The organism is Pseudomonas segetis, assembly GCF_900188155.1.
GTDB lineage: Bacteria > Pseudomonadota > Gammaproteobacteria > Pseudomonadales > Pseudomonadaceae > Aquipseudomonas > Aquipseudomonas segetis.
In genome coordinates, this window is record NZ_FZOG01000006.1 from 53,687 (window position 1) to 66,254 (window position 12,568).

The window sequence follows — 12,568 nt, forward strand, 5'->3', positions numbered from 1 at the left end:
GCTGGCGATTGCCCCTAGAACTCAATCGCCACATCGCCTTGCGGCACGCTGCAGCACGACAGGATATAACCCTCGGCAACGTCTTCATCGGTGATCCCGCCGTTGTGCTCCATGTTCACCTCGCCTGAGGTTTTAAGCACCTTGCAGGTGCCGCAAATCCCCATGCCGCAAGCCTTGGGGATATGCAGCCCCAACTGTGCCGCCGCAGAATGCACCGTTTCTCCCGGCCCCACGCGAATGCTCTTGCCGGTCAGGACAAACTCAACCTGACGCAAGTCGGTTGCCGGCACTTCGGCTGCGTCAGCCGCTTCTGCAGCCAGCTCCTTAACCTCGGCCCGCACTTCTGGCGGGGTTGGGCCGAAGGCTTCTTCATGGTAGCGCTGCATGTCATAGCCATTGGCTTGCAACAGGCGCTTGACCGCCGCCATATAAGGCGTCGGCCCGCAGCAGAAGATTTCCCGGTCGAGATAATCCGGGGCAATCAACTCCAGCATCGGCTGGTTCAGATAACCGCGATAACCGGCCCAGGCTTCGCCCAAGCCATGCTTCTCGCAGATGACGTGCAGGCTGAAGTTATTGATCCGCGCGGCCATGTGCTCAAGCTCGCGGTGGTAAATGATGTCCTTGGGCGAACGTGCACTGTGCACGAAGACCATGTCGACATTGGCGTTGGTGTCGTAGAACCAGCGCGCCATAGACATCACCGGGGTAATACCCACGCCACCACTGAGGAACAGCACCTTGTCAGTGGGGAAATCAATGGCGTTGAAATTGCCCACAGGCCCGTGCACGGCCAGATCCTGGCCCTCTTGCAGGTTGTCATGCAGCCAATTGGACACCTTGCCGCCCGGCACACGCTTGATCGTGATAGAGAAACTGTACGGCACCGATGGCGCGCTGGAGATGGTGTAGGAGCGCATGATCGGCACGCCGTCGATCTCAAGCTCGAGGGTGACGAACTGCCCCGGCTTGAAGAAGAACAACACTGGCTGGTCTGCCATAAAGCAGAAGGTGCGCACATCCCAGGTTTCCTGGATAACCTTGACGCAACGCACCAAGTGGCGGCCGTTGCTCCAGGTTTGCGTGGTAACCGGGTTTAAAAAATCATTAGTGGTCATGCACGTGTCTCCGCGCGCGGCCGGATATCGGCCTAGATGGGGCGGATTGTGCTTAACGTGGATTAGCGCCATTTACCTGTCAGCGACACTCACATACTTATCGCGACCTGCCCTGTGCCACGGGCGATAGCGCGTCGGAAACTGATTCGGCCGTGTCGCCCATGGATATGGATCACAATGCACGCCCAGCCACACTCGCCCTCAGCCGAAACACAAATACCCGCACCGACGGCCTGCGTATGAACGCGCATTTTGGGTTCAGCCAATCCGCTATTCGGCTGGCGAGAACAGACCAGTTGGTTCGCCTTGCGATTTGCAGTTAAAAACACTTTTACGGCGGCCAAACCGCCATTGAGGAGCTAATGATGGACGTCACTTCGACCCTGAGCCTGGGCGATCCTCTTGAGCCGGCACGCAAGGCCACAGCCGAGATGCTGCACAGCCGCGAGCGAACCTTCTCTTTGCCGCAACCCTTTTACAACGACGAGCGGCTGTTCCAGATCGACATGCAGGAGATCTTCCACAAAGAGTGGTTGATTGCCGGCATGACCTGCGAAATACCCACCAAGGGCAACTACCTGACCCTGCAGATTGGCGATAACCCGATCATCGTGATTCGGGGTGCCGAAGGTGTGGTTCACGCCTTCCACAACGTCTGTCGCCATCGTGGTTCGCGCTTATGCACCAGCGACAAAGGCAAGGTCGCCAAGCTGGTCTGCCACTATCACCAATGGACCTACGAACTCGACGGACGATTGATTTTCGCCGGTACCGAAATGGGCGCTGACTTCGACATGAAGCAGTACGGTCTCAAGCCGGTCAATTGCAAGACCGCAGGCGGATACATCTTTATCTCGTTGGCCGAGAACCCGCCAGCGGTCGACGACTTTCTCGAAACCCTGGCTCACTACATGGAGCCCTACGACATGGAAAACACCAAGGTGGCAGCGCAAACCACCCTGGTCGAGAAAGCCAACTGGAAGCTGGTATTAGAGAACAACCGCGAGTGCTATCACTGCAATGGCGCGCACCCGGAACTACTCAAGAGCCTGCTGGAGTGGGATGACGTTACCGATCCTCGTGCCGATCAGGCGTTCAAGGACCATGTGGCCGAGTCGGCCGCCAAATGGGAAGCGGAGAAGATCCCCTTTGCCCACGCCAGCTTTGGCTTGCGCAACCGGATAGTGCGCATGCCGCTGCTCAAGGGCACCGAGTCGATGACCATGGATGGCAAGCGTGGCTGCCAGAAGCTCATGGGCCGCATTCAAAACCCGGAACTTGGTTCCATGCGTATCCTGCACCTGCCCCATTCGTGGAACCACTGCATGGGCGATCACCTGATCGTGTTCACGGTATGGCCCATTAGCGCCCAGGAAACCGTGGTCACCACCAAATGGCTGGTACACAAGGATGCGGTCGAGGGTGTCGATTACGATCCAGAGCGCCTTACCCAGGTATGGGATGCAACCAACAATCAGGACCGGCGCCTGGCGGAAGAAAACCAGCGCGGCATCAACTCCAGCGCCTACCAACCTGGGCCGTATTCAAAAACCTACGAGTTCGGGGTGGTCAACTTTATCGACTGGTACAGTGAGCGCATGCTCAACAACCTGGGCGCACAGCCAGTAGCCCAACTGCGCCAAGTGTCGGCGGAGTAAGCCGGGTATGTCCTTGAGCTTGCTCGTGGTGATTGCGCTGATGATATATGCAGTGGCGACAATGGTGCCTCACCGCGACAAGCCCAAGACCTGAGCCCCTCAGTGCTGGCGAATGATCAACTGCTCATTCGCCGCATTGATCTCGGCGGCGTCAAGGCCCCAGTCGCCATGGGCATACCAGTCATCGCCGAGCATCTCGGCAGGGTGCATGGTGCGGTCGGCACCATTACCGCAGGCCAAAGACCGGGAGGGGCAGTACAGGTCGCAGCCCCAGCAGATTCGCTCTGGGTGTTTGGGGTGCAACGGAAATTTCTTGGCCATGTTGCTGCGCTCAATAGACTGAGTCAGCAACAGGTTACGCCTGCTCGTTTACGCAGAAACTGACCTGCATCAACAACAAGGGCGTCGGGATATTGGCCGTGACCCGCTTACCCATGCTGATGCGCGGCTCGATACTGTAGCCAAGAGCTTCATAAAACGCGCTGACCCGAGCGTTTGCCTCGACTACCTGGAGATTGATTTTCATACAGCCACGCTCCACCAAGGCATGCTCTGCATGCTTGACCAGTTGCGCACCAATGCCTTGCCGCTGGCGCTGCGGGTCCACCGCGACGCTATAGAGCCAGCCACGATGACCATCGTATCCGGCGAGTACCGTGCCAACGACCGCATCGCCCGCCAAGGCAACAAAGAACAGGCCATCGGCCATCTGCAACTTGGTATTTATCGCAAGACCCGGTTCGTTGTGCCCACTCATGTCGCCAAAGGTGGCCTGCCAAAGCGTGATAACAGCCTGGCGATGCAGATGATCGGAGTATTGGCGGATTGAATTCATTGCCGTGCCTCAGCCAAAGCGTCGAGCATAACGCCCCGGCCAAGGCTATTCGACCCTGTTCAGCGTTTAGGCAAACCTATGACCCGACCGACATACACCGGCGCCGGCAAGTGCTGATGGGCAGCGGCCAAGGTATCGACCCGGGGTTGCACGGCATCGGCAAATACCGCTGAGCGCCCGGTGTTGACGTCGATATTCATCAACATCTGCTCGCTCTCGGCCAAGGCGGCTTCAACCCCCACCAGGTGCAGGCTGTGATGTATATGCAAGCGCTTTTGGTCATGGGCGAGGATTTGCGTTCGCACCTCGACCTGCGCGCCCAAACGCACCTCGTTGAGGTAATTGAGGTGGCACTCAAGGGTATACAAGGTATGACCTGTACTCGCCCGCCCCGCCTCATCAAGCCCTAAATGGTCCATCAGCGAATCGGTCGCATAGCTGAAGATCAGCAGGTAAAAGGCATCGCGCAGATGCTGATTGTAATCAACCCACTCAGGCAACACTTCGGTTTGATAAGTGGTTAGCCGGGTCATTGGACGACTCCTAAAGTTGCTATGCCAGGCCCGGCATAGGTATCCAGATCAATCAGCGAAGTCAAGACCGTGCCTGGCCTTGGTTTGCCGGATCGCCTCTTGAACGGCAATCAGGCAATCATCACGGTAGCGCTCCAGCTCGGCAATACTACGCTCGCCTTGCTGGGCCGCCGTGCCTTCGACCACGCTGTCGATCAGGCCTTCAGTCAACTCTGGCGCCTCCAGATAGGTCCAGGGCAGTTTCAATGCCGGGCCAAACTGATTCATAAAGTGCCGCATGCCAGCATTACCACCGGCCAGGGTATAGGTCAGGAACGTACCCATGAATGACCAACGCAGGCCAGCGCCAAAGCGAATTGCATCATCGATCTCGCCCGTGGTCGCAACGCCATCATTGACCAGGTGCAGCGCTTCACGCCACAAGGCTTCGAGCAGGCGGTCGGCGATAAAGCCCGGCACTTCCTTGCGCACATGCAACGCACGCATGCCGATGGCCGTATACACCTGCATCGCGGCCTGTACCGCTTCGGGCGCGGTGTTCTCGCCACCGACCACCTCGACCAATGGCAGCAGGTAAACCGGATTGAACGGATGCCCCACCACGCAGCGTTGCGGGTTTCGTGAGTCGGCATAGAACTCGCTGGGCAAGAGCCCCGAAGTGCTTGAACCGATCAGTACATCTGGTCGTGCAGCAGCGCTGATCCTGGCGTGCAGATCGAGTTTCAACGCCAGCACTTCGGGCGCGCTTTCCTGAATAAAATCCGCATCGCGCACACAGTCTTCAATGCTCTGGGCAAAACGCAAGCGATCCTGCGCGGCACCTGGCGCCAGGCCTTGCTGCTCAAGCGCAGGCCAGGCGTTGGCTACACGCTGGCGCAATGCAGCTTCAGCACCCGGTGCGGGGTCCCACGCCACCACATCGAGGCCATGGGCCAGCGCCCGCGCCACCCAGCCACTGCCGATCACACCGGTACAAATGGCCGCAAAGGTCTTTACTTCAGTCACAAATTTCATATCGGCTCCTTCAAATCGCAAGCAGAGCTGGTCGGGCGTGTCGCCCAACCAAGATGGTTAGATAGCTTTGAGCTTCATCTTTTCGCGACCTTCGGCGGGGGTCAGTGCGCGGCCACCCAGGCGCTGGATGATTTCAATCACGCGCTCGACCAACTGGCCGTTGGTGGCATGAACACCGCGATCCAGCCAGATATTGTCTTCAAGACCGACACGAACATGGCCGCCCAGCAACATGGCTTGCGCCGCCATTGGCATTTGCGTGCGACCAATGCCAAAGCCGGCCCAGGTTGCGCCCGCAGGCAGGTTATCGACCATGGCCTTCATGCTCACGGTATCGGCCGGAGCGCCCCACGGAATGCCCAGGCAAAGCTGGAACAACGGATCTTCGAGCAAACCTTCCTTGAGCATTTGCTTGGCAAACCAGAGGTGGCCGGTGTCAAAGATTTCCAGCTCGGCCTTGACGCCCAGCTCGGTAATGCGTTTAGCGCCAGCGCGCAGCTGGGCAGGAGTGGAGACATAGATGTAGTCGCCATCACCAAAATTCAGGGTGCCGCAATCCAGGGTGCAGATTTCCGGGCGCAGCTCTTCAATATGCTTGAGTCGCTCCAGCGGGCCGACCAGATCGGTACCAGCGCCAAACTCCAGCGGCTGCTCGCCAGGACCGATCTCAAGATCACCGCCCATACCGGCTGTGAGGTTGATAATGACATCGGTGTCGCTTTCACGAATGCGTTCGACCACTTCGCGGTACAACACGACATCGCGGCTTGGCTTGCCGGTTTCAGGATCACGCACGTGGCAATGTGCAACCGTAGCGCCTGCCTTAGCCGCTTCGATTGCCGCATCGGCAATCTGTTTAGGAGTCACGGGAATTGCCGGGTGTCGGCCGACTGTATCGCCAGCCCCGGTGACTGCGCAGGTGACAATGACTTCATAATTCATGGCTGTGACTCCTAATTCCAGGCAACAGAAACCCATACGTGGACAAAGCCGCGCATGGGGTTTTCAGGGTTGGTTTACTTCAGCGCGGCAATTGCGCTGTCTGCAGGCTTACCGTCAAAGGTGGTGACACCCTTGAGCCAGCCGCTGACGACTTGTGGATTAGCCTTGATCCAGTCGCGGGCGACATCTTCTGGCTTTTTACGATCCATGATCGGCTGCATCAGCTGGCTTTCCTGCTCACTGGTGAAGCGCATGTTGCTCAGCAGTTGATTCACGTTCGGGCAACGCTCGGCGTAATCTGGCGCGGTAACGGTCGAAACCGTGGCAGCGCCATCATTCGGGCCGAATACATCTTCAGTGCCGGTCAGGTAAGTAATTGGGTGTTGCAGGTTCATTGGGTGCGGCTTCCAGCCGAAGAACACGATTGGCTTGTTGCTGCGCGTGGCCCGGTTTACCGCAGCCAGCATGCCCGCCTCGCTGGACTCGATCAGCTTGAACTCGCCCAAGCCAAACTGGTTGGTATCGATCATCTTCTGAATTGCGGTATTGGCGCCTGAACCGGCATCAATGCCGTAGATCTTGCCATCGAGCTGATCCTTGAACTTTGCAATATCAGCCATGGTTTTCAGGCCTTTTTCTGCTGCATAGGTCGGCACGGCAGGCGCAGCGACGGCGTCACTGAGCGATGGCGTGTCCATTACCTTGACCGCTTTTTTCTCAAGGAACGGCTGGATGTTGTCATCCATGATCGGCTTCCAATAGCCAAGGAACACATCGATCTGGTCTTTCTGGATACCGGCGAAAATAATCTGCTGCGATGCTTGGGTCTGCTTGGTTTCATAACCAAGCCCTTCAAGCAAAGTGGAGGCCACAGCGGTGGTTGCAACAACATCCGTCCAACCGACTGCACCGACACGCACGTTCTTACAGCTTGCTTGATCCGCAGCCAACAACGACGAGCTGCACAGGGCGAGTACACAGCCACCGGCGATTGCATTTAGACGTTTCATGGTTTTGCTCCCTCACTTTACGGTTTATATCCAAGGCCTCGGTGTGCAGCAAAACAGCCTGCGACAGGGCCTGGATTTTGTTCTGTAGAGGCCGTCAAGCCCCTCCGTGTTCGGACTTGATAGCGCCCGATGCAGCCACAATACCCAAGACAGCGCTGGATAAAGCGCACTTTAGCGACTACTTGTGGAACTATAGCGACTGCGGCGCAATCAGCTTTACGGCGCCGAGCCGTACCTAACCAAGCCCTTCAGAGGTGAACCAACGCAATGCCAACAACCTTCTGGTTCCTGCTGCTTCCGGGGTTTTCGATGATGGGCTTGATGTCCTCGATCGAGCCGCTGCGCGTTGCCAATCGCTTTAAAGACGAGCTGTATGACTGGCGCCTGCTCAGCGTGGACGGCGGCCCGGTGCAAGCCAGCAATGGCATGTCGCTGAACGTTGAAAGCGCGCTGGATCACGACGACTGGCCGCATACGGTGTTCGTAATCAGCGGCTTCGAACCACTCGGCGGCTACAGCCAGCCATTGTCGGCATGGCTGCATCGGCTTGATCGCGAAGGCGTGGTGATAGGTGCAATAGACACCGGCAGTTTTATCCTGGCCGAGGCCAAATTGCTGGACAAACAACGCATTACCTTGCACTGGGAAGCAATCAACGCATTCCAGGAACGCTACCCGAGCCTGAAGGTTACCCAGGAATTATTCGAAATCGATGGCAAACGCATCACCACGGCTGGCGGTACATCGACCATAGACATGATGCTGACGCTGATTGCCCGCGATCACGGTGAGCCCATGGCGGTGAAGGTGTCCGAACAGTTTGTCCTCGGCCGCATTCGCTCACGCCAGGACCATCAGCGCATGCAGGTCACCAGCCGCTACGGGGTGCATAACAAAAAGCTCAGCCAGGTGATCGCCGAGATCGAGCGGCGCAGTGAAAACCCACTCACCCCACAACAGCTGGCTGACCTGGTGCAGATCACCCCGCGCCAGCTTGAACGCTTGTTTCGCCAGCACTTGAATGACACGCCGGCCAACTTCTACCTCAACCTGCGCCTGGATAAGGCCCGGCAATTGCTCCGTCAAAGCGACATGAGCGTGCTCGAAGTCGCCCTCGCCTGCGGGTTTGAGTCCTCCTCCTATTTCTCGCGGCGCTACCGCAAGCGCTTCCAGACCAGCCCCAGCCAGGATCGCCACGAGCACCAATAGCCTGCTGGCGGATACGCTCCGCGCGTGTCGCGCCCCAACAGAGCACCGGGCGTAGGGTGCCTCCCACCATTGTCAGCGCATCCAGATGCCCAGTGGACGGTAATTATTTGCCCGCCAGCCGGAATACAAAGCTGCGCCCATTGTTCGAGAGCCGGTGGACACGCTTCGCCCTGTCACACCCCAGGTGGTGACGATGGCTAGGGAGGAACACCCTTTATCCTTCCATCAGATGACCTATCCGTTTGCGACCTGGGCTTGACGCTTTCGGCAATCCCTCAGTCGTTTTTGCATCGGGTTACTTCACCCCCCGGGGATATGCTCACCTCAAAGCGTCATCAATAGATATGACGTCACAACTTGAGGGGACAGCCTGATGAGCCCAGCCGAACTACACGCCGACAGCATCGTTATTGACGGGCTGATCATCGCCAAATGGAACCGCGAACTCTTTGAAGACATGCGTAAAGGCGGCCTCACCGCAGCCAACTGCACCGTGTCGGTCTGGGAAGGTTTCCAGGCCACGGTGAACAACATCGGCGCCAGCCAGAAGCTGATCCGCGAGAACAGCGACCTAGTGATGCCGGTACGCACCACGGCCGATATCCGCGCGGCGAAAGAGCAAGGCAAGACCGGAATCATCTTTGGCTTCCAGAACGCCCATGCCTTTGAAGACCAGATTGCCTATGTTGATGTCTTCAAGCAGCTTGGCGTTGGCATAGTGCAAATGTGCTACAACACCCAGAACCTGGTGGGTACCGGTTGCTATGAGCGCGACGGCGGTCTTTCCGGATTTGGCCGCGAAATCGTAGCCGAGATGAACCGCGTCGGCATCATGTGCGACCTGTCTCACGTGGGCTCCAAGACCAGCGAAGAAGTCATTCTCGAATCGAAAAAACCTGTGTGCTATTCGCACTGCCTGCCAAGTGGACTCAAGGATCACCCGCGCAACAAGTCCGATGAAGAACTGAAGTTCATCGCCGACCACGGCGGCTTTGTCGGCGTCACCATGTTTGCGCCCTTCCTCGCCAAAGGCATCGATTCCACCATCGATGATTACGCCGAAGCCATTGAGTACGTGATGAATATCGTCGGTGAGGATTCCATCGGCATTGGCACCGATTTCACCCAGGGTCACGGCCAGGAGTTCTTCGAATGGCTGACCCACGACAAAGGCTACGCACGCCGCCTGACCAGCTTCGGCAAGATCGTCAACCCGCTGGGCATCCGTACCGTGGGCGAATTCCCCAACCTCACCGAGACCCTGCTCAAGCGCGGCATGCCCGAGCGCGTGGTGCGCAAGGTCATGGGCGACAACTGGGTCCGTGTGCTGGCTGATGTCTGGGGCGAATAACCCTGGCGCAAAACAGCTAATGAACGGGTATGAGCCCCGTATTTTTCAAGGCAAGGCCCTGGCTTTGCAGACCTGGGATTTTTGGAGTTTGAACATGTCCACACACGCACCCGAGATGCCGATCCAAGTTGATGATGAAACCGGGGTTTGGACCACCGACGCCCTGCCGATGCTCTATGTTCCGCGGCATTTCTTCGTCAACAACCACATGGGCATCGAAGAGGTTTTGGGCGCAGATGCCTATGCCGAGATTCTCTACAAGGCCGGCTATAAATCCGCCTGGCACTGGTGCGAAAAAGAGGCTGAATGTCACGACCTGAAAGGCGTGGCCGTATTCGAGCACTACATGAAACGTCTTTCGCAGCGTGGCTGGGGCCTGTTCAAGATCGAGCACATCAATCTGGACAAAGGCACCGCCGAGGTGCGCCTCGAACATTCGGCATTTGTCTATGTATACGGCAAGTGCGGACGCAAGGTCGACTACATGTTCACCGGCTGGTTCGCCGGCGCCATGGACCAGATTCTCGAAGCCAGCGGCAGCCCAATCCGGACCGTAGCCGAGCAAGAGTTCGGCGCCTCCGAAGAAGGGCATGAGCACGGGCTTTTTGTTGTTAAACCTATTTGACCCAGCCGTTTTAAAGCACCATCAGCTGAGGAGTAAGAAATGGCTTTCGAGGCAATGTTCCAGCCGATCCAGATCGGCAAACTGACTGTCCGCAACCGTGTAATCAGCACGGCGCACGCCGAGGTGTACGCCACTGATGGCGGTATGACGACCGAGCGTTACGTCAAGTATTACGAAGAAAAGGCCAAGGGCGGCATCGGCCTGGCGATTTGCGGCGGATCATCGGTCGTTGCCATCGACAGCCCGCAGCAGTGGTGGAGTTCGGTCAACCTTTCGACCGATCGCATCATCCCGCACTTCCAGAACCTGGCCGACGCCATGCACAAGCATGGCGCCAAGATCATGATCCAGATTACCCACATGGGCCGCCGTTCTCGCTGGGACGGTTACCACTGGCCAACGCTGATGTCGCCATCGGGTATCCGCGAACCGGTTCACCGCGCCACCTGTAAAACCATCGAGCCCGAGGAAATCTGGCGGGTCATCGGCAATTACGCCCAGGCCGCACGCCGTGCCAAGGAAGGCGGGCTCGATGGCGTCGAATTGTCGGCTGTGCACCAGCACATGATCGACCAGTTCTGGTCGCCACGGGTCAATAAGCGTGATGACGAATGGGGCGGCACCTTTGAGAAGCGCATGCGCTTTGGCCTGGAAGTGCTTAAGGCGGTACGTGCGGAGGTCGGCGATGACTTTTGCGTGGGCATCCGTTTGTGCGGTGATGAGTTTCACCCGGACGGCCTCACCCACGAAGACATGAAGCAAATCGCCAAGTATTACGACGATACCGGCATGCTCGACTTTATCGGCGTGGTCGGCTCGGGGTGCGACACGCACAATACCCTGGCCAACGTGATTCCCAACATGAGCTATCCGCCTGAGCCCTTCCTGCATCTGGCGGCGGGCATCAAGGAAGTGGTCAAGGTGCCGGTGCTGCACGCACAGAACATCAAGGACCCGAACCAGGCCACGCGCATCCTTGAAGGCGGCTATGTCGACATGGTCGGCATGACTCGCGCGCACATCGCCGACCCGCACCTGATCGCCAAGATCAAGATGGGCCAGGTGGACCAGATCAAGCAGTGTGTCGGCGCCAACTACTGCATCGACCGCCAATACCAAGGCCTGGATGTACTGTGCATTCAAAACGCTGCCACCTCCCGTGAATACATGGGTGTGCCACACATCATCGAGAAAACCACCGGGGTCAAACGCAAGGTGGTCGTGGTCGGCGGTGGCCCGGCCGGGATGGAAGCTGCGCGTGTGGCGGCGGAGCGTGGCCATGATGTGACCCTGTTCGAGAAGAAAGACCAGCTCGGCGGGCAGATCACCACGGCATCCAAAGCCCCGCAGCGTGACCAGATTGCCGGTATCACCCGTTGGTTCCAGCTTGAGCTGGCACGCCTGAACGTAGACCTGCGCCTTGGTACTGGCGCCGATGAAGCGACGATTCTCGACCTGCGCCCGGACATTGTTGTGCTGGCCAACGGCGGCCATCCCTTTGTCGAGCAAAATCCGCAATGGGGCGCGCAAGAAGGTTTGATCGTCAGCAGTTGGGACATCCTCGATGGCAAGGTCGCGCCAGGCAAGAACGTGCTGGTCTACGACACCATTTGCGAATTCACCGGAATGTCAGTGGCCGACTTCCTCGCGGACAAGGGTGCACAGGTCGAGATCGTCACCGACGACATCAAGCCCGGCGTCGCCATCGGCGGTACATCGTTCCCCACTTACTACCGCAGCATGTACCCCAAGGAAGTGATCATGACCGGCGATTTGATGCTGGAAAAGGTCTACCGCGAAGGCGACAAGCTGGTCGCGGTACTGGAAAACGAATACACCGGCGAGCATGAGGAACGGGTGATCGACCAAGTGGTTGTGGAGAACGGCGTACGTCCCGACGAACGCCTGTACTACGCACTCAAAGATGGCTCGCGCAACAAGGGACAGATCGACGTCGAAGCACTATTCGCCATTCAACCCCAGCCTTGCCTGAGCGAGAGCGGCGATGGCTACTTGCTGTTTCGTATCGGTGACTGCGTTGCCCAGCGCAATACGCACGCAGCCATCTACGATGCCTTGAGGCTCTGTAAAGACTTCTGATCGCCCGCTGAGCGCGCTGAGCAGAGTTGTTCGCCTTGCCAATAGAACCATATTGGCTGCGGTGAACGCCTTGCTCGGCATACTCAGTGATTCGATCGGGTGACTGATGGATTGATAAGAGCAAAGGCTTGGGCTCAGAGCTATTCGTTGGTGAGTTAGCACTAGACCAACTT

Annotated in this window: 12 protein-coding genes; 5 read left to right on the plus strand and 7 right to left on the minus strand. The window is 57.9% G+C overall.

The genetic code is table 11. From position 1 onward, the window contains the following. Window positions 1-14 precede the first annotated feature (14 nt). Window positions 15-1,118: a glycine-betaine demethylase subunit GbcB gene (gene gbcB, locus CHB79_RS17610; RefSeq protein ID WP_089360856.1), complete on the minus strand. Its 1,104-nt coding sequence runs from the start codon at window positions 1,116-1,118 to the stop codon at window positions 15-17. 365 nt (window positions 1,119-1,483) lie between these two features. On the opposite strand from gbcB, the gene gbcA reads away from it, so the two are divergent. Beyond that, entirely contained in the window at window positions 1,484-2,776 is a 1,293-nt protein-coding gene (gene gbcA, locus CHB79_RS17615) for a glycine-betaine demethylase subunit GbcA (protein ID WP_010485860.1), read from the plus strand. Window positions 2,777-2,875: 99 nt separating this feature from the next. On the opposite strand, the gene CHB79_RS17620 is transcribed toward gbcA, so the two are convergent. The 6 genes from CHB79_RS17620 to choX all read right to left on the minus strand — a co-directional run bounded on the left by CHB79_RS17620 (window position 2,876) and on the right by choX (window position 7,110). Beyond that, a complete protein-coding gene (locus CHB79_RS17620) occupies window positions 2,876-3,097 on the minus strand; it encodes a DUF3079 domain-containing protein (protein ID WP_029529440.1) in 222 nt (73 codons plus the stop codon). Between the two features lie 34 nt (window positions 3,098-3,131). Next, window positions 3,132-3,611 (minus strand): GNAT family acetyltransferase, encoded by a 480-nt coding sequence (locus CHB79_RS17625; RefSeq protein WP_089360857.1) that lies wholly within the window; start codon window positions 3,609-3,611, stop codon window positions 3,132-3,134. A 59-nt stretch (window positions 3,612-3,670) separates the two neighbouring features. Further along, window positions 3,671-4,144, minus strand: coding sequence for a thioesterase family protein (locus CHB79_RS17630; protein ID WP_089360858.1), 474 nt, complete (start codon window positions 4,142-4,144; stop codon window positions 3,671-3,673). A gap of 48 nt (window positions 4,145-4,192) precedes the next feature. Then, the gene (locus tag CHB79_RS17635; protein ID WP_089360859.1) at window positions 4,193-5,158 is read right to left on the minus strand and encodes an L-carnitine dehydrogenase; all 966 of its coding nucleotides are present in this window, start codon (window positions 5,156-5,158) and stop codon (window positions 4,193-4,195) included. 57 nt (window positions 5,159-5,215) lie between these two features. After that, window positions 5,216-6,100, minus strand: coding sequence for a 3-dehydrocarnitine:acetyl-CoA trimethylamine transferase CdhC (cdhC, locus tag CHB79_RS17640; RefSeq protein WP_089360860.1), 885 nt, complete (start codon window positions 6,098-6,100; stop codon window positions 5,216-5,218). A 74-nt stretch (window positions 6,101-6,174) separates the two neighbouring features. After that, window positions 6,175-7,110, minus strand: a complete 936-nt coding sequence (gene choX, locus CHB79_RS17645; RefSeq protein ID WP_089360861.1) for a choline ABC transporter substrate-binding protein — start codon at window positions 7,108-7,110, stop codon at window positions 6,175-6,177. A 267-nt stretch (window positions 7,111-7,377) separates the two neighbouring features. On the opposite strand from choX, the gene CHB79_RS17650 reads away from it, so the two are divergent. From CHB79_RS17650 to dgcA, 4 genes are all read left to right on the plus strand, one after another. Next, a complete protein-coding gene (locus CHB79_RS17650) occupies window positions 7,378-8,319 on the plus strand; it encodes a GlxA family transcriptional regulator (protein ID WP_089360862.1) in 942 nt (313 codons plus the stop codon). Between the two features lie 373 nt (window positions 8,320-8,692). Next, complete coding sequence (locus CHB79_RS17655) at window positions 8,693-9,670, plus strand: dipeptidase (RefSeq protein ID WP_010485845.1); 978 nt, start codon at window positions 8,693-8,695, stop codon at window positions 9,668-9,670. A gap of 94 nt (window positions 9,671-9,764) precedes the next feature. Then, entirely contained in the window at window positions 9,765-10,295 is a 531-nt protein-coding gene (locus CHB79_RS17660; protein WP_089361009.1) for a 4-vinyl reductase, read from the plus strand. A gap of 39 nt (window positions 10,296-10,334) precedes the next feature. Then, on the plus strand, window positions 10,335-12,395 hold the full coding sequence (gene dgcA / locus CHB79_RS17665) for a dimethylglycine demethylation protein DgcA (protein WP_089360863.1): 2,061 nt from the start codon (window positions 10,335-10,337) through the stop codon (window positions 12,393-12,395). Window positions 12,396-12,568 lie beyond the last annotated feature (173 nt).